This is a genomic window from Bradyrhizobium oligotrophicum S58 (genome assembly GCF_000344805.1).
Lineage (GTDB): Bacteria > Pseudomonadota > Alphaproteobacteria > Rhizobiales > Xanthobacteraceae > Bradyrhizobium > Bradyrhizobium oligotrophicum.
The window spans coordinates 2,290,788-2,306,815 of the sequence record NC_020453.1 but is presented as its reverse complement, the minus strand read 5'-3'; the positions used below and the strand labels follow the sequence as shown (position 1 = coordinate 2,306,815).

At 66.7% G+C, this 16,028-nt stretch carries 16 protein-coding genes; 9 read left to right on the top strand and 7 right to left on the bottom strand.

Going from position 1 to position 16,028, the window contains the following annotated elements; translation table 11 throughout:
* Positions 1 to 66: 66 nt before the first annotated feature.
* The 4 genes from S58_RS09845 to S58_RS09825 form a co-directional block, all read right to left on the bottom strand.
* Complete coding sequence (locus S58_RS09845) at positions 67 to 1,299, bottom strand: cytochrome P450 (protein WP_015665140.1); 1,233 nt, start codon at positions 1,297 to 1,299, stop codon at positions 67 to 69.
* Between the two features lie 74 nt (positions 1,300 to 1,373).
* Positions 1,374 to 2,678: an MFS transporter gene (locus S58_RS09840; RefSeq protein WP_015665139.1), complete on the bottom strand. Its 1,305-nt coding sequence runs from the start codon at positions 2,676 to 2,678 to the stop codon at positions 1,374 to 1,376.
* A gap of 801 nt (positions 2,679 to 3,479) precedes the next feature.
* Positions 3,480 to 4,292, bottom strand: a complete 813-nt coding sequence (locus tag S58_RS09830) for a DODA-type extradiol aromatic ring-opening family dioxygenase (RefSeq protein ID WP_015665138.1) — start codon at positions 4,290 to 4,292, stop codon at positions 3,480 to 3,482.
* Positions 4,293 to 4,506: 214 nt separating this feature from the next.
* A complete protein-coding gene (locus tag S58_RS09825; RefSeq protein WP_015665137.1) occupies positions 4,507 to 4,941 on the bottom strand; it encodes a DoxX family protein in 435 nt (144 codons plus the stop codon).
* Between the two features lie 101 nt (positions 4,942 to 5,042).
* Here S58_RS09825 and S58_RS09820 point away from each other — a divergent pair, with 101 nt between their 5' ends.
* The 4 genes from S58_RS09820 to S58_RS38950 all read left to right on the top strand — a co-directional run bounded on the left by S58_RS09820 (position 5,043) and on the right by S58_RS38950 (position 8,612).
* Positions 5,043 to 5,960, top strand: a complete 918-nt coding sequence (locus tag S58_RS09820; RefSeq protein ID WP_015665136.1) for a LysR family transcriptional regulator — start codon at positions 5,043 to 5,045, stop codon at positions 5,958 to 5,960.
* A gap of 42 nt (positions 5,961 to 6,002) precedes the next feature.
* Positions 6,003 to 7,712: a SulP family inorganic anion transporter gene (locus S58_RS09815; RefSeq protein WP_015665135.1), complete on the top strand. Its 1,710-nt coding sequence runs from the start codon at positions 6,003 to 6,005 to the stop codon at positions 7,710 to 7,712.
* Between the two features lie 139 nt (positions 7,713 to 7,851).
* Positions 7,852 to 8,082: a hypothetical protein gene (locus tag S58_RS09810; protein ID WP_015665134.1), complete on the top strand. Its 231-nt coding sequence runs from the start codon at positions 7,852 to 7,854 to the stop codon at positions 8,080 to 8,082.
* Positions 8,083 to 8,345: 263 nt separating this feature from the next.
* Complete coding sequence (locus tag S58_RS38950) at positions 8,346 to 8,612, top strand: GCG_CRPN prefix-to-repeats domain-containing protein (protein WP_015665133.1); 267 nt, start codon at positions 8,346 to 8,348, stop codon at positions 8,610 to 8,612.
* 220 nt (positions 8,613 to 8,832) lie between these two features.
* Here S58_RS38950 and S58_RS09800 read toward each other — a convergent pair whose 3' ends face one another.
* The gene (locus tag S58_RS09800; protein ID WP_015665132.1) at positions 8,833 to 10,254 is read right to left on the bottom strand and encodes an FAD-binding oxidoreductase; all 1,422 of its coding nucleotides are present in this window, start codon (positions 10,252 to 10,254) and stop codon (positions 8,833 to 8,835) included.
* Positions 10,255 to 10,326: 72 nt separating this feature from the next.
* On the opposite strand from S58_RS09800, the gene S58_RS09795 reads away from it, so the two are divergent.
* Positions 10,327 to 10,836, top strand: a complete 510-nt coding sequence (locus tag S58_RS09795; RefSeq protein WP_015665131.1) for a thioesterase family protein — start codon at positions 10,327 to 10,329, stop codon at positions 10,834 to 10,836.
* Here S58_RS09795 and S58_RS09790 read toward each other — a convergent pair whose 3' ends face one another.
* Complete coding sequence (locus S58_RS09790; RefSeq protein WP_015665130.1) at positions 10,837 to 12,336, bottom strand: amidase; 1,500 nt, start codon at positions 12,334 to 12,336, stop codon at positions 10,837 to 10,839.
* A gap of 262 nt (positions 12,337 to 12,598) precedes the next feature.
* Here S58_RS09790 and S58_RS09785 point away from each other — a divergent pair, with 262 nt between their 5' ends.
* From S58_RS09785 to S58_RS09770, 4 genes are read left to right on the top strand one after another with little or no spacing between them, the layout of a single operon-like run.
* Complete coding sequence (locus S58_RS09785; RefSeq protein WP_015665129.1) at positions 12,599 to 13,429, top strand: roadblock/LC7 domain-containing protein; 831 nt, start codon at positions 12,599 to 12,601, stop codon at positions 13,427 to 13,429.
* Between the two features lie 54 nt (positions 13,430 to 13,483).
* Positions 13,484 to 14,245 carry an oxygen-binding di-iron domain-containing protein gene (locus S58_RS09780; protein ID WP_015665128.1) on the top strand — a complete coding sequence of 254 codons (762 nt, stop codon included), beginning with the start codon at positions 13,484 to 13,486 and terminating at the stop codon, positions 14,243 to 14,245.
* A gap of 1 nt (position 14,246) precedes the next feature.
* Complete coding sequence (locus S58_RS09775; RefSeq protein WP_015665127.1) at positions 14,247 to 15,032, top strand: OmpA family protein; 786 nt, start codon at positions 14,247 to 14,249, stop codon at positions 15,030 to 15,032.
* Positions 15,029 to 15,673 carry a hypothetical protein gene (locus tag S58_RS09770; RefSeq protein ID WP_015665126.1) on the top strand — a complete coding sequence of 215 codons (645 nt, stop codon included), beginning with the start codon at positions 15,029 to 15,031 and terminating at the stop codon, positions 15,671 to 15,673. The genes S58_RS09775 and S58_RS09770 overlap by 4 nt, the downstream gene beginning before the upstream one ends.
* A gap of 99 nt (positions 15,674 to 15,772) precedes the next feature.
* Here the strand turns inward: S58_RS09770 and S58_RS35985 are convergent, their stop codons facing one another.
* Positions 15,773 to 15,946 (bottom strand): DUF1328 domain-containing protein, encoded by a 174-nt coding sequence (locus S58_RS35985; protein ID WP_015665125.1) that lies wholly within the window; start codon positions 15,944 to 15,946, stop codon positions 15,773 to 15,775.
* Positions 15,947 to 16,028: the final 82 nt, after the last annotated feature.

Here is a 16,028-nt window from a genome sequence, read left to right as displayed (position 1 = left end):
GTATGGCGAAGTCACAGCGCTGTCGGTATTTCGACGCCCGTTGCACAAGTCCGTTAACGAAGATGGTTACCAGTGCGCCGGCAGCCGCTTGAGGCCGCGCAGCACGAAGGTCGGCCGCCATTCCGGGCTGTCCGGATCGTCGAGCTTCAGCTCCGGCAGCCGCCGCAGCAGGGTTCCGATCGCGACCTCGGCCTCGATCCGGGCGAGCTGAGCCCCCAGGCAATGATGGATGCCGCCGCCGAACGACAGCGGCTTCACATTCGCCCTGACAATGTCGAGCTTCTCCGGATCGTCCGGATAGACGGCGGGATCGCGATTGGCCGAGCCCAGCAGGCACAGCACGGTTTCCCCCTTCGGGATCCGGCGGCCGCCGAGATCCTCGATGTCCTCGAGCGCGACCCGGCCGGTGAGCTGCACCGAGGAATCGTAACGCAGGAACTCCTCGATCGCGTTGGTGATCAGCTCGGGCCGCGCCTTGAGCAGCGCCAGCTGGTCCGGATTGCGGTGCAGCGCCAGCAGGCCGTTGCCGATCAAATTGACGGTGGTCTCATGCCCCGCGCCGAACAGCAGGATGATGTTGGCGGTGAGCTCGTCATGGCTGAGCTTGGCGCCGTCCTCCTCGGCCTGCAGCAGCTGTGTCGTCAGGTCGTCGCCGGGTTGCTTCCGGCGCAGCTCGAACAGATGCTGGAAATAGGCCTTGGACACCGCGTTGCCGGCATTGCCTTCCGCGATCTCGGCCTTCGACAGCGGCACCGGCTCGAGCAGCCGGCCGCCCTCGCGCGAGCTCTTGTAGAACGCCTCGCGATGCTCCTCCGGGATGCCCAGCATGTCGCAGATCACGGTGACCGGCAGCTTGAAGGCGAAGTCCTCGATCAGGTCCATCCGTCCCTGCGGGATGACCTCATCGAGCGTTCGGTCGACGATCTCCTGGATCCGCGGCCGCATGTCCTCGACCCGGCGCGCGGTGAACGCCTTCACGACCAGGCCGCGAAGCCGGGTGTGGTCCGGCGGATCCTGCTGCAGCATCCAATGGCTCATGCTTTGGAACACCGGCTCGTTCATGATGTCCGGGCCGTAGCGGCGGATCGAGCGGGCGACGAAATCCTTGCCGAACCGCTTGTCGCGCAGCACGAGGCTCGATTCCGCGTGGCGGCTGGCCAGGAACGCCCCGAACGGCGTCACATGCATCGGATCGTTGTCGCGCAGCTGCGCGTAGAAGGGATAGGGATCGCGGATGAATTCCGGCGACAGCGGGTTGAACAGCGGCGCCGCCTTGTTGGCTTGAACATGTTCGTTCATTGGTCACCCTCTCCCGGATCGTTGGCCGATTAGTTCACGGCCGCGCCGCCATGGCAAGTCGGCCAGACCACACATCATGCCGCAGCCCCCGCCGCCGTCCTTAACCTGTGCAACTGGCCGGCGACGAGGCGGACCTTGCGCGGGGCCGCGATCCAGATCGCGGCTGCGGAGACGAAGCTTCCGACGAGCGCGATCGCAAAGCCCGGCGTGTAGCTGCCGGTGAGATCATACAGCACGCCGGTCACCCACGGGCCCGCAGCGCCGCCGCATAGTCCGATCAGCATGACCGTCCCGAAGATGCTGCCGAAATGCGCGCCCTGGAATATTTCGAGCGCGACCGCCCCCATCACCGAGGTGATGCCGTAACCGAGCGCGCCCTGCGTCGCCACCATCACATAGATCAGCAGCAGTGACGGCGCGACCTTGAGCGCGATCAGCGCCGCGAAGCAGATCGCGAAGCCGAGGCAGCCTAGCCCCCATACCGCCTCGCGCCCGAGCCGATCCGACAGATGGCCGAGCGCGATCTGCCCGGGAATGCCGAGCAGGCTGACGGCGCCGAGCGCCCACACCGCGACGCTGGAGCTGAAGCCGATCTCGAGCAGGTATTTGGTCTGATGCACCTGTACCGCGTACCAGACATAGAGGCCGAAGAAATAGCCGAGCGCGAGCCACCAGAACCGGCTCGTGCGCAGCGCGCGCGGCAACGTCCAATCGATGCCGGCCCAGCCGACGTCGACGACGTTGGAGACAGGCCTGGCGGCGCTCGCAAGCGGCGCGGCATCGCCATCGGGCCGCAGGCCGAGCTGCTCCGGCTTCTTGCGCAGCAGCAGGTTGATCGGCGCCAGCACGACCAGCACCACGATGCCCATGGCAGTGCAGGCGGCGCGCCAACTGGTCTGCGCGATCATGTGCTGCACCCAGGGCAGCAAGGTCATCGAGCCGATGCCGACGCCGGCAAAGGCGATGCCGATCGCGAGCCCGCGGCGGCGGATGAACCAGTTCGGCAGGAACAGCGACTGGCCGGAATAGCCGAGGCAGACGCTGCCGGCGCCGACCATGACGCCGATCGTGACGTAGAGATGCCAGGGCTGCGTGGTCAGCGGCGCCAGCAAGAGCCCGCCGCCCATCAGCGCAACGCCGATCTCCATCACCGCACGCGGGCCGGTGCGATCCATCAGCCGTCCGATCAAGGGACTGACGATGCCGGAGGCGACGAAGCCGAAGGAGAAGGCGCCGGCGGTGACGCCGCGGTCCCAGCCGAATTCGGCGAGGATCGGCGGATAGAACAGCGAGAACGCGGTGCGCGCATTGACGCCGATCGCCATCGTCACGAAGGTCACGGCGACGATGACCCAGCCATAATAGAACGGCAGGCGCATTGTTGTTGTTTTCACTCCCTGGTGCATCCTTCGCATCACCTGCGTACGAACGGGTCAAGGATTTTCTGCGCAGCACACGGTGATGTCAGCTACCTCCGAGGTCATGTGTGCAGCGCACCTCTGGAAACGCTGGCCTTTCCTCGGTCATTGCGAGCGCAGCGAAGCAATCCAGGGCTGTGGACGGGATTCTGGATTGCTGCGCTCGCAATGACGATGCTGAGATATCTCGCATTCATCGACCGGACCGACGCGCTGCTACAATTCCGCGGCATGACATGCCCGGACTATGTAAGGTCCGCTCCCCCTCCTGAATAGGAGGGCGCAGGGAAGGCCGGGCGCTGGCCGCGCCCGTGGCCCCCGTGCGGAAAAATTGCACGGGGCAGGAACCACAGGTTCAGCCGAGATCACCCGGCCCTCCCTGCGCGATGGGCTTCACGCTTATATGCAGGCTTCCTGGCGCTCGGGCTTGTTGGCCGCCATGCGCGACAATGCGCCTTCGCGCATCGTGCGGGATACCAGCGTCGAGGTATCAGAACCCTGCAACTTCACGTCCGCAAGAACATCGTTCGTCCGCACATCCAGGACATGTTGCCAAGGACATGCTGCGACGTCTCGCGGCCACCGCTCCCCGCCTCGCGTGTCGTGACGATCGCGCGCAACGCCCCTCCGAAGTGAGACGGGATGCGGGAGAAGATCGCGGTGATTTGCCCGACGACGCAAGCGAAATCTGCTGCGACAAAGTAACCCGACGGGCAAATTGGCCCGACGGGCAGATGCACGTCGAACTAATAAGTCGGCATCTCAAGCCGCGGCCTTCGCCTCGTCGGCGCCATGGAACGCATACACGTCCATGCGCAGCACGCCGTAATTGGCGCTGTTGTGCAGGCGTTCGACGCGCGCGCCCTCGCCGGCGGCGCCGAGTGCTGCGAACAGCGGCAGGAAGTGTTCGTCGGTCGGATGATTGTCGCGGGCATGCGGAGCAAGGCGTCGATAGTTGACGAGGTCGTCGATGCGGCCTTCGATCGCGGCCTTGTGCACCCAGTCGGCGAAGTCGACCACCCAGGATGGCGCGGGATCGTCGATGTCGAGCCGACGCTTGCGGAACTCACCGAGATTGTGGGTGAAGCTGCCGCTGCCGATGATGAGCACGCCTTCGTCACGCAAGGGCGCCAGCGCGCGGCCGAGCGCGAGATGATGTGCGGGGCCGCGCTCGGTCTGGATCGACAGCTGCAGCACGGGAATGTCGGCCTGCGGATACATCAGCAGCAGCGGCACCCAGGCGCCGTGATCGAGCCCGCGCTCGCGGTCGACACCGACGGGAAGGCCTGCGGCCTGCAGGCGCGCCGCGATGGCCATTGCGAGATCGGGCGCACCAGGTGCGGGATAGCTCAGTTGATAGAGCTCGCGCGGAAAGCCGTAGAAATCGTGGATCGTCTCGTTGGTGGCGACGGCATTGACGACGGGGATGTCGGTCTCCCAATGCGCCGAGATCACCAGGATGGCCTTCGGCCGCGACAGGCTGCCGCCGAGGCCGAGGAGGAAGTCACGCGCCGCCGAGTCCGTGAGCGGCAGCATCGGCGAGCCGTGCGACAGGAAGATGCTGGGCAGGGTCATGTCATCGCTCCTCGTTCGAGAGATATCTCAGGTCGCGCACCAACCACAACTGTCGTCCCGGCCTTGAGCCGGGACCCATACCGCGTGATCGAGGTTTGAGGCACGCTGCGCGTCGACCAGCGTGCTCAACTCATTTGTGCCGGTGGTTATGGATCCCCGCGTCCGCGGGGATGACAGCGAGATTGTGGCGGTAGTGAACCACCCATGACAACGATCAATGTGCGCTGCGGAGCTGGCCGCCGGCAAGGCTCGCACGCAGGCCGCCGAGGGCGTAGGCGCCGTCGCCGAGCAGGGCCTGGATCACCAAGGTCACGGCCCAGAACGCCGGATATTCCCAGCCGCCCTTGGGATTGTTGAAGAAGAAGCCGGCCGAGCCGTGCACGGTGAAGATGGCACCGAGCAGGATCGGCACGGCGGCGAGCGCCACCCAGCGGGTGTAGAGGCCGAGGATCAGGGCGATGCCGGCCAGAATCTCGGCTGAAATGACGAGGTAGGCGAGTTCGGGCGGCAGGCCGATGCTGCCGAAGAACTTTGCGGTGCCGGCCGGGCTGAACACGAACAGTTTTAGGCTGGCATGAGCCAGGAACAGGCCGCCGAGGGTGAGGCGGAGCAGGAGCGCAGCATAAGGCGCAGTACGGGAATCGATCATCTAAACCTCCGTGGGGACCCCCAGGATATGGATCATTCCCCAGCAGGCGATAATCCGGTACAAGGGAAATTCACCTCGTACCCCTAGAGTGAGATAACCGATTGCTGGACCGGCTGACCGGGCTGGAAGTGCTCTCGAAGGTGGCCGGCTCCGGCAGCCTGTCAGCGGCGGCGCGCGTGCTCGGCATGTCGCCTACCATGGTGACAAAACACCTCGCGGCGCTGGAGACGCGGCTCGGCACGAGGCTGTTCCATCGGACAACGCGCCGGCTGACGATCACCGAAGCAGGGCGGCGCTATCTCGACCTGGCCGAACGCGTGCTCGGCGACTTCGAGGCGGCCGAGAACGCGATCGCGGCCGATCGCGTCGAGCCGCGCGGGCTGTTGCGGCTCAACGTCCCGCTCGCTTTCGGGACCCGCCAGATCGCGCCGCTGATGGCCCGGTTTGCCGCGCTCTATCCCGGCGTCAGCGTCGAGCTCGGCCTCAACGACCGGCTGGTCGACCTGATCGAGGAAGGCTGGGATCTCGCGATCCGGATCGGCACGCTCAGGGACTCGACCTTGGTGGCGCGGCGGCTTGCGCCGTGCCGGATGATGATCTGCGCCGCGCCGTCCTATCTCGCCGCCCACGGCACGCCGCGCAGCGCGGCCGATCTCGCCGGCCACAATTGTCTTGGCTACACGCTGGCGGCGGCTGGCCCGTCGCGCTGGCGCATGGGCGGCAAGACAGCGGTCGATGTCACCGTGAGCGGCAATCTGCGCGCCAACAATGGCGATGCGCTGCTCGCGGCGGCGCTCGCCGGACAGGGCGTGATCTACCAGCCGACCTTCATCGTCGGCGACGAGGTGCGCGCGGGGCGACTGGTGCCGGTGACGCTCGACGTTCCGCCATCGGACCTGCTGGCGGTGCACGCGGTCTACCTGCCGGACCGCACGCCCTCGGCCAAGGTGCGCGCCTTCATCGATTACCTCGCCGCGGCCTTTGCGCCGCAGCCACCGTGGGATCGCGACCTTGCGTAAGCGGACGGACAGCTTTCCTGCCGTGCGCGCGGAGACATCGACATGACTGAGCAATCACCCGACGACGGCGACCATCACTGGCCGATGCTTCGCTCACTGCGGGGATGGCGGATCAGCGCCCTGCCCGCCGACCTCGCCGCCGGGCTGACGCTGGCGGCGATCGCGATCCCCGAGCAGATGGCGACCGCCAAACTCGGCGGCTTCACGCCCGAGACCGGCTTCTTCGCCTTCATGGCGGGCTCCCTAGGCTTCGCGCTGTTCGGCGCCAACCGCTTCCTGTCCTGCGGCGCCGATTCCACCATCACGCCGATCTTCGCCGGCGGGCTGGCGCTGCTCGCAGCCGGCGGCTCGCCCGAATATGGCAGCCTGGCCGCAGGCCTGGCGCTGCTGGTCGGAGTCATGCTGGTGCTCGCGGGCGGCTTCAGGCTGGGTGGAATCGCCAACCTCCTGTCGGTACCGGTCACGGTCGGCTTCCTGGCCGGCATCGCCGTCCACATCATCGTCTCGCAATTGCCGGGCGTGCTGGGCCTGCCCTCTCCCAGCGGGCCGACGCTGGAGCGAATCGTGACCTTGGCGGGCGAGCTCGGCAAGGCCAACCCGTACACGATCATCATCGGCTTCGGCGTGCTCGCGACCGTCACCGTCTGCGAGCGGATCAGCGCCCGCATTCCCGGCGCGCTGATCGCGCTCGCCGCCTCGACCCTGTTCGTGATCGCGGCCGGCCTGGAGACGCGCGGCGTGCCCGTCATCGGCGAAATCTCCGGCGCGTTGCCAATGCCGTCCGTGCCGCTGATCGGGCCGGAACAATGGGCGAAGCTGGTCCCTCTCGCCTTCCTGATCGCCGTCGTGGTGATGGTGCAGACCTCGGCCACCACGCGCTCGTTCCCTTCCGATCCGAGCCGCCCGGCCGATGTCGACCGCGACTTTCTCGGTGCCGGCGCCGGCAGCCTGCTGGGCGGATTGTTCGGCGCGTTTCCGGTGAACGCCAGTCCGCCGCGCACCGGCATCGTGGTCGAGACCGGCGGCCGCTCGCAGCTCGCCGGACTGCTCGCCGCCGTCATCGTGCTGCTGCTGGTGCTGTTCGGCGCGCGGCTGCTGGCGCATGTGCCGGAGGCGGCGCTCGGCGGGGTGCTGCTATTCGTCGCACTGCGCATCATCCGTGTGTCGCAGATCGTCAGCGTCTATCGCGCGTCCAAGGGCGAATTCCTGCTCATCGTGGCGACGGCCGCCGCCATCGTCGTGCTGCCGATCGAGCAGGGCGTGGCGCTCGGCATTGCGCTGTCGCTGCTGCACGGCATCTGGAGCACGACGCGCGCGCATCTGATCGCGTTCGAACGCGTGCCCGAGACGACGATCTGGTGGCCGGCGCACCCGCAGATCAAGGGCGAAGTGCTGTCCGACATTGCCGTCGTGGGCTTCCAGGCGCCGCTCAGCTTTCTCAACGCCACGACGTTCCGCGCCGATCTGCAGCACATGCTGCGCAGTCGAAAGCCGCGGCTCGTCGTATTCGAGGCGAGCGCCATCGTCGAGATCGACTTCACCGCCGCGCAGGCGCTGCGCGAGGTGATCCGCCTCTGCAACGAGGCCGGAACGATCTTCGCCGTGGCGCGGCTGGAATCGCTGCGGGCCCAGGCGGCCTTCGAGCGGTTCGGCCTCTACGACGTGCTGCCGAGAGACCGCGTGTTCCACAGCGTCGACCTCGCGCTGCGGAAGTTGCAGGGCGATCACCAGAAGGGACCGGCGACGCTTTGAAGCTCTGCGTGTGACCGCGTGATACAAAACGATACGCAACGCAGTGGCGATCGACACACATGCGCAAAGTTTGTCGGCGAGACATCCGCATCATGACGCCCGGCCCGTCGGCCGCGGCGCAAGGCAAGGATCGTCGTTCATGCGCAAGCTGTTTTCGCTGCTGTTGATAGCCATGTCCATCACGACTGCACGGGCCCAAGGCACGGGCGCGATGCGCCAGGCCTGCGGCGACGACGTGCGCACGCTCTGCTCCGGAATCATGCCGGGCGGCGGCCGCATCAAGCAGTGCATGATCGAGAAGTTCGACAAGCTCTCCGACGTCTGCAAGACGGCCCTGAAGGAAGCAAAGGCGCAACAGAGCGGCAAGTGATGCCGCCTGCGACAGAAACCAGCGGGACACCTCGATCGCCGTTCATGTTCCTTGCAGCGAACATCTGCTAGAGACTGCACGACAGCGACACTGCAGCGATGCGCCACATGATCGGCAGAGCTGCGCCGCACGATCGGTGTCATGGACAGGTCTATGGTATTAGGACGAGGTTTCGCTGCCTCGAAAAAATTGCGAAACCAAAACCTGTCCGACGACGTCTAAGGACTGCACTGATTCGAAACCAACGAGAGGACCGCACTGCAATGCGCAATCTGTTCACCTCCGCCCTGCTCGCCGCGACCGTCATGCTGGGCGGATCGGCAGCTCATGCCTTCACGCTGCCGGCCCAACCTGCGGCCGCCGATAGCAATGTCGAGCGCGTTGCCGGCGGCTGCGGTCCCGGTTGGTTCCCCGACCGCTGGGGCCGCTGCCGCCCCGCCCCGCGCCCCTATTATGGTTACGGTGGCTACGGCCCGCGCACCTGCTGGGTGCGCCCGACCCCGTGGGGACCGCGCCGCGTCTGCCGTTGATTGATGCACTGACGACCAGCGCCGCCGCATCCAGAATGCGGCGGCGTTTTTTGTTGGGCGGTTCGCCAACAATGCCTTGGATCTGAGCTGTCGCCTCGATCACGCTGCGCTCCCTCTCCCCATTCTTCACGGTGAGAGGGAGCAGGCGGAGCGAGGTGGACACCGACCGCGCAGCGAGAGCCCTGCAAGCCAAACGCCGAATCCGAACTGCCGTAACCGTTCACCCCGCCGGGATGATCTTGCCGGGGTTGAAGATGTTCTGCGGATCGAGCGCGGCCTTCACCGCGCGCATCGCGTCGAGCGCCTCTTCGCCGAGTTCCGATTTCAGGTACTTCTGCTTGCCCTGGCCGATGCCGTGCTCGCCGGTGCAGGTGCCGTCCATCGCCTGGGCGCGCTCGACCAGGCGATGCATGAACTCCTCGCCGCGCGCCATCTCGTCGGCATCGTCGACGTCGCACATCAGCGAGCAGTGGAAATTGCCGTCGCCGACATGGCCCACGATCGGCGAGGTCAGATTGAACCGCGCGAGATCCTCTTCGGTCTCGCCGACGCAGTCGGCGAGACGCGAGATCGGCACGCAGACGTCGGTCGCGACCACGCCTGCGCCGGGGCGGATCGCCTTCACCGACCAATAGGCGTCGTGACGCGCCTGCCAGAGCTTGGTGCGGTCCTCGGGCTTGGTGGTCCAGGTGAACGCGCCGCCGCCACACTCCGCGGCGATCTCGGCAAAGTTCTTCGACTGTTCGGCGACCTCGGCCTCGCTGCCGTGAAACTCCAGCAGCAGCAGCGGCGTCTCCGGCAGGGTCAGCTTCGAATAGGCATTGCAGGCCCTGACCTGCGCGGCATTGAGCAGCTCGATGCGCGCCACGGGAATGCCGGTCTGGATCGCGAGGATCGTCGCCTGGCAGGCGCCGCGCACGGTCTCGAACGAGCATGACGCCGCCGCGATGGTGTCGGGAATGCCGCGCAGGCGGATCGTCATCTCGCAGATGATGCCGAGCGTGCCTTCGGCGCCGATGAACAGATGCGTCAGATCGTAGCCCGCGGCGGATTTCTTGGCGCGGGTGCCGGTCTTGATGATCTCGCCGTCGCCGCGCACGACCTTCAGCGCCAGCACGTTCTCGCGGATGGTACCGTAGCGCACCGCATTGGTGCCGGAGGCCCGGGTCGAGGCCATGCCGCCGAGCGACGCGTCGGCGCCGGGATCGATCGGGAAGAACAGGCCCTGGTCGCGCAGATATTCGTTGAGGGTCTTGCGGGTGATGCCGGGCTGGATCACGCAGTCGAGATCCTCGGCATGCACCTCCAGCACCTTGTTCATGTCGCGCATGTCGATGCAGATGCCGCCGGCGGGCGCGTTGACCTGGCCCTCCAGCGAGGTGCCGGTGCCGAACGGAATGACCGGCACGCCGCGGGCAGCGCAGATGCGGACCACGTCCTGGATGTCGGCGGTCTCCTGCGCCAGCACCACGCCATCCGGCGGCTGCGTCGGCAGCCAGGTCGTGGTATGGCCATGCTGCTCGCGCACGGCCTGCGATGTGATGAGCTTGTTGCCGAAGCGGGCCGCGAGCGCGTCGAGCGCGCTTTTCAGCGCCTCCGGCGCGGGCCGCTTCAAATCGTGATGGGGGATCGTCGTCGCCACTATGTCCTCCGCGAGTTGGGCGGACCGTGGCAAAGGACGACCAAGGGGTCAAGGGAGCAAACGGAAGAGCCGATGAGCGATAATGCAGTGCCCACTTCACCCGCCGCGGGGCCGTTTTTGTCGTCGATCATGCAGATCGAGCCGCAATGGATCGACTACAACGGCCATCTCAACATGGCCTATTACCACGTGATGTTCGACCGCGCGATCGACCAGCTGTGGGCCGAGCTCGGCATCGGCCCGGCCTACATGAAGGAGCGCCAGGGCTCGACCTTCATCACCGAGTGCCACGTTCGCTACCTGCGTGAGATTCATCTCGGCGACCCGGTGCAGGTCGCGGTCTGGCTGATCGCGGCCGACGAGAAGCGGCTGCACACCTTCGAGGAGCTGCGCCATGCCGGCGAAGGCTGGGTCTCGGCGACCTCGGAGGGCATGTCGGTGCACATCGACATGAGCAAGCGCAAGGTCGCGCCGTTCCCGCAGGATATCCAGGACAACATCGCCCGCGCGCTGCAGGCCCACGCCGCACTGCCGCGCCCCGAGGGACTCGGTCGCGCGATCGGCATGCCGGCGAACAAATAGCTAGCTCGGCATCACCCAGTCCGGCAGCCGCGCAAACCAGGGCTGCGCCTGCTCGAGCTGGCGGGCGAGCTGCAACAGCCTGAGCTCATCGCCGAGCCGGCCTATGAACTGCACGCCGAGCGGCAGGCCGTCGGCGGTCCAGTGCAGCGGCACGCTCATCGCCGGCGTGCCGGTCAGGTTGGCGAGCTGCGTGAACGGGACATATTGCAGGCTGTCGCGGGCGATCTTGTCGATCATGCCGTCGAGCAGACCGTAGCGGGTCAACAGCCCGAGCAGGCCGACGCGGTCGAGCATGTCGAGCAAGGTCTGCTCGGCCGTGCTCGGATCGCCCTCTCCGTGGCGGATCGGCGGATGCGCCAAGGTCGGCGTCAGCAGCATGTCGTAGCGCGCATGGAAGCGCGCCAGCGCGCGGGCGAAGCCGTTCCATTTGAGCAGCTGCGTGGTCAGCGCACCGGCCGAGATCGCGCTGCCGAGCGTCGCCAGCACCCGCGTCAGCAGCTCGAACTCCTCCCGCTTGGCGCCCTTGGCGCGTGCATCGGCGACGAGCGCTGCGACCTGGCCGAAATAGATGTGCAGGAACGAGGTCGCCAGCGCCGCACCATCGATGTCGGGCGTGGCCTCCTCGACCTCGTGGCCGAGCCTCTGCAGCAGCTTCACGGCGTTGTCGACCGCAAGCTTCGCCTCGGCATGCACCTCGGTGCCGATCGGCGAGGCCGTGCTGATGCCGATGCGCAGGCGCGGCGGATCGCGCAGCGCGGCGTTCGCGAACACCACGCCGGGCTCGGCGCAGAGGAAAGGATCGCCGGGCTCTGCGCCCGCGATGACGTCAAGCGCCAGCGCCGTGTCGCGCACGCTGCGTGAGATCACGCCCTCGCTGGACGCGCCATACCAATACTCGGCGAAGCCGGGACCGGACGAGACCAGGCCGCGGGACGGCTTCAAGCCGAACAGGCCGCAGCAGGCAGCGGGAATCCGGATCGAGCCGCCGCCATCATTGCCGGCCGCCATCGGCACCACGCCCGAGGCGACCGCTGCCGCGGCGCCGCCGCTGGAGCCGCCCGGCGTATGCGCCGGATTCCAGGGATTGTTGACGCGCCCGAAGGCGCGCGAGTCCGAGACGCCCTTGAGCGCGAGCTCCGGCAGATTGGTCTTGCCGAAGATCACGAGGCCGGCGTCGAGGTACCGCCGCACCACATGCGCATGCGCGCCCGCGACGACGCCAGACAGCGCCTTGCTGCCATAGGCGGTCGGCAGGCCCGCATAGTCCTGCGCGCAGTCCTTGATCAGGAACGGCACGCCGGTGAAGGGGCCGGTCGCAGGCTTGGCCAGCTGCCCGCGCGCCTCGTGCTCCATCAGCCTGCAGATCGCATTGGTCCGCGGCTGCGCCCGCTCGCTCTGCTTGAGGGCGAGCTGCAGGAGCTCGGCGGCGGTCGTTTCACCGGCGCGGACAGCTTCGGCCAGGGCGACCGCATCGCGCTGCAGATACTCCAGGACGTTCACAATTCCCTCCCCGCACCGCAATCAGCCGAACGTCATCGTAGCTGATTCTGGCTGCAACAGAGGCGCAGTTGCGCCGATCGCGGCGGCAATACGGCGCATCGGAGACAAGCAAGGCGGTACGATGGTCAGACCCGGCTGACAAGAAGGCGGGAATGCGCCGCCTCATCACGAATTTAGTTAATTTGATTCAGATCATTCGCGCCGTCTCTGGTGCCGACCTAACCTTACGCATCGTTAGTTGCATAGAGTTGACGAGAGAGCGATGGGACGCCTCGCAAGCCTGCTCAGCAGAGCGCACGACCCGCAGGACGATGTGGCGACCGTCCCCGCGACCACCGCCGACTACTTCATCCTGCTGTCGCGCGCGATGGAGAACCTTCCGGACTCCCGTCCCGAACGTCGGGCCGAAGTCTATCAGTCGGCACGCCAGGCGCTGGTGACCCAGCTCCAGGCGATGGATCCGCCCGTCTCCAGGTCACGCATCAAGGCGGAGCAACGCGCGCTCGACGACGCCGTCGAGACCATCGAAACCCGCGCGCTGACGGTGCCGGAGGACAGTCCGGCGCTCCCGACGGCGCTGGTGCCCGACGATCCGCTCCCTTCTTTTGCCGAACGTGCCGATAGTCCCCCCGTTTCCCTTTCAACAGTCGATGACGTCCAGGATCCCGCCATGGCTCAAAGTCAGTTTCATTCCAAGTTTGCCCCGCGCGCCGTCGAGGAGAAGCCGATGTCCCGTCTCGATGAAATCAACCGCGTGCTGCGCAAGCTGCAGAGCGACTCCTTCGGCGTCGAAGCCTGCGCGCTGATCTCGGAGGACGGGCTGATGATCGCGAGCGTGCTCGCCGCCGACATGGAGGAGACGCGGGTCGCCGGCATGACGGCCACCTTGCTGTCGCTCGGCGGCCGCGCCGCGATGGAGCTCGGGCGCAGCCATCTGCAGGAGGTCATCATCCGCGGCGAGTCCGGCTATGCGGTGCTGGTCAGCGCCGGGCGCGGCGCGCTGCTGCTCGCGCTCACCAACGAGAACAGCAAGCTCGGGCTGACCTTCTTCGACATGCGCGAAGCCGTCAGGTCGCTGCAGAAGGTGCTGTAGCACAGTCAAAGAGCCGGCGCGCTGCGATAGCGCGGCGCCGGCGGGAGTAGTTTCATGGCCAATACCGTCCTCTATGACGACGGCGTTCACAAGAACATCCTGCTGGAGGATTTCGGCGCCGGCGACCTCGCGGTGCAGGCGAACCAGCATCTGATCATCCACGACCGTGTCGGCATGCTGCTCGATCCGGGCGGCCACAAGGTCTATTCCAGAGTGCTTAGCGAGACCTTCAGCCAGCTCTCGGGCGGGCGGCTAAAATATCTGTTCCTGTCGCACCAGGATCCAGACATCGTGGCCGCCATCAACGGATGGTTGATGACGACCGATGCCGACGCCTACATCTCCGAGCTATGGACCCGCTTCGTGCCGCATTTCGGCTTCGACCATATCGTCGCCGACCGGCTGAAGCCCATTCCCGACCAGGGCATGGTGTTCGATCTCGCGGGCAGCAAGCTGTATGCGCTGCCGGCGCACTTCCTGCACAGCGAAGGCAATTTCCAGCTCTACGATCCCGTGTCGAAGATCCTCTACAGCGGCGACCTCGGCGCTTCGATCGGCATCGACTACACGGTCACGCGCGACTTCAAGGCGCATATCCGCTTCATGGAAGGCTTCCACCGCCGCTACATGTGCTCGAACCGCGTCATGAAGGCGTGGGCGCAGATGGTGCGGCCGCTCGACATCGAGATCATCGCCCCGCAGCACGGCGCGCTGTTTCCGGACGCGGCGATGTCGCGCCAGTTCATCGAGTGGTGCGCCGGGCTCGAATGCGGCATCGACCTGATCACGCCGATGTTCAAGGTGCCTGCGGGCTGACATGCTGGCGCCCTCCCCGAACCTGTCCTCGTCCGCGGCGTCACTGACGCGGAGCGTGCCGTTGCCTCCGGCCGCAGCGCGGGTCGATGCCTGCGCCGTATCAGGCGAAGAGGCGCCCGCCTGGCTCGCTGTTGCCTTCGGCGTGGCGGGCACGCTCATCGCCGTGATGTCGGCCGCGCTTTGGCAGCAGGGCCTCGCGAGCCCACCAAGGGTCGCGATCGCAAGCACACCTCTCGCGGCACCGCCCGTGCCCGTGCGCGAGGAGCGCATCGCGGACCCGCTGCCGAAACTGCAGGACATGCCGGTACCAGCACCGGCGCCGATCAAACCTGCTGCGCCGCCGGAGCCGGCGGCAGCTCCCCCGCCGACAGTTGCGATTCCAGAACCGCCGAGCCCTATGCGCAAGGCCACGACCGAATGCTTCGCACCGTTGGCGATCGGCTTCGAGCGCGGCAGCGCACGACCGGATCCGGCCGACGTGAAGCGGTCGCTGGCCATCCTGCACAAGGCGCTGTCGCGACACGGCGACGCGATGCTCGTGATCGAGGGGCACACCGATGCGAGCGGCAGCGAGGAGCTGAACGTGCTCTTGAGCTATTCGCGGGCGAAGGCCATCGCGGAGCTGCTGAAGCACGACGGCATCCCGGCGCGGCGGATCTCGGTGCGGGCCGCCGGAGCCGGCGAGGCGCGCGGCGATGCCGGTGCGGTCGCAGGCGATCGCAAGGCCGTGCTGCGCATCGCCGGCGTCGACGATTGCGATCAACTCACAGCGGCGAAACGACCATGACGATCTATGCCATCGTGAGCGGCCTGGGCGCCGCCATTCTCCTGCTCACCTCGGGCTATCTGTTCGGGGCCCGACAGGGCGTGCTGGCGCGCGACCTGCTGCGGCGGCAGGTGCAGTTGCAGGCCGCGAGCCTCGACCAGTTGCAGGAGCGGAGCAGCCTCGACGCGACCGAGCGGGAAACCAGCCTGCGCAGCGCGATCGAGGATGTGCTGGCGCCGCTGGTCGAACGCGAGCGCATCTCGCTGGATCTCGCGCAACTGGCAAGCCGTCCGGGACGGCGGCGCGAGCTGGTGCCGCTGCTCGACAAGATCGCCGATGTCGGACGCTTCGAGACCGTGCTGCTGACCAACGAGGAAGGCTTGCCGCTCGCCGCCAATACCACCGCCCATCACACCGAGCAGCTTGCAGCCGCGGCGACGCGGCTTGCGCTCGTCGCGGAGAAGATCGCCGACGAGAACCACATCGCGCCGCTGTCGGTGATGCTGCGCGATGCCTCGGAGGCGACGACGTTGTGCCGGATCTTCCGTGTCCAGGACCAGACGCTCACCTTGACCGCACTCTCCAACGATGCGCGGCTTGCCTCCGTGGCGCTCGATCCCGCGCTCGCCAAGGTCCAGGTGGCCCTGACCGCACCAGCCTGACTGAGGCCCAAAACGCTCAGGCCCAAAACGCAAAGTGCGCAGCGCCTCGCAAGAGGCACTGCGCCCTTCGCCGACCTCATTTGTCAGGGATGAGGCCGACTACACGCGGGTGCGGCCGCGGGCGAGGCCCACGACAGCCGACACCAGGAACAGCACAAGAGCGATGAAGAAGATGATCTTGGCGATCTCGATGGAGGCACCGGCGACGCCGCCGAAGCCGGGGATGCCGGCGATCAATGCGATAACCAGAAAGGTGACGACCCAGCTCAACATGACACGACCTCTGTCTCTCGATTGCGGTTCACAGCGACGCGGAGCTTCCTCCGAAATGAGATCGACGTGGGCATCCGGTGCC

Bases quoted from the DNA above. Each gene is read 5' to 3' on its own strand.
- S58_RS09845 (WP_015665140.1), bottom strand. From the start codon at position 1,299: ATGAACGAACATGTTCAAGCCAACAAGGCGGCGCCGCTGTTCAACCCG.
- S58_RS09840 (WP_015665139.1), bottom strand. From the start codon at position 2,678: ATGCGCCTGCCGTTCTATTATGGCTGGGTCATCGTCGCCGTGACCTTC.
- S58_RS09830 (WP_015665138.1), bottom strand. From the start codon at position 4,292: ATGACCCTGCCCAGCATCTTCCTGTCGCACGGCTCGCCGATGCTGCCG.
- S58_RS09825 (WP_015665137.1), bottom strand. From the start codon at position 4,941: ATGATCGATTCCCGTACTGCGCCTTATGCTGCGCTCCTGCTCCGCCTC.
- S58_RS09815 (WP_015665135.1), top strand. From the start codon at position 6,003: ATGACTGAGCAATCACCCGACGACGGCGACCATCACTGGCCGATGCTT.
- S58_RS09810 (WP_015665134.1), top strand. From the start codon at position 7,852: ATGCGCAAGCTGTTTTCGCTGCTGTTGATAGCCATGTCCATCACGACT.
- S58_RS38950 (WP_015665133.1), top strand. From the start codon at position 8,346: ATGCGCAATCTGTTCACCTCCGCCCTGCTCGCCGCGACCGTCATGCTG.
- S58_RS09795 (WP_015665131.1), top strand. From the start codon at position 10,327: ATGAGCGATAATGCAGTGCCCACTTCACCCGCCGCGGGGCCGTTTTTG.
- S58_RS09785 (WP_015665129.1), top strand. From the start codon at position 12,599: ATGGGACGCCTCGCAAGCCTGCTCAGCAGAGCGCACGACCCGCAGGAC.
- S58_RS09780 (WP_015665128.1), top strand. From the start codon at position 13,484: ATGGCCAATACCGTCCTCTATGACGACGGCGTTCACAAGAACATCCTG.
- S58_RS09775 (WP_015665127.1), top strand. From the start codon at position 14,247: ATGCTGGCGCCCTCCCCGAACCTGTCCTCGTCCGCGGCGTCACTGACG.
- S58_RS09770 (WP_015665126.1), top strand. From the start codon at position 15,029: ATGACGATCTATGCCATCGTGAGCGGCCTGGGCGCCGCCATTCTCCTG.
- S58_RS35985 (WP_015665125.1), bottom strand. From the start codon at position 15,946: ATGTTGAGCTGGGTCGTCACCTTTCTGGTTATCGCATTGATCGCCGGC.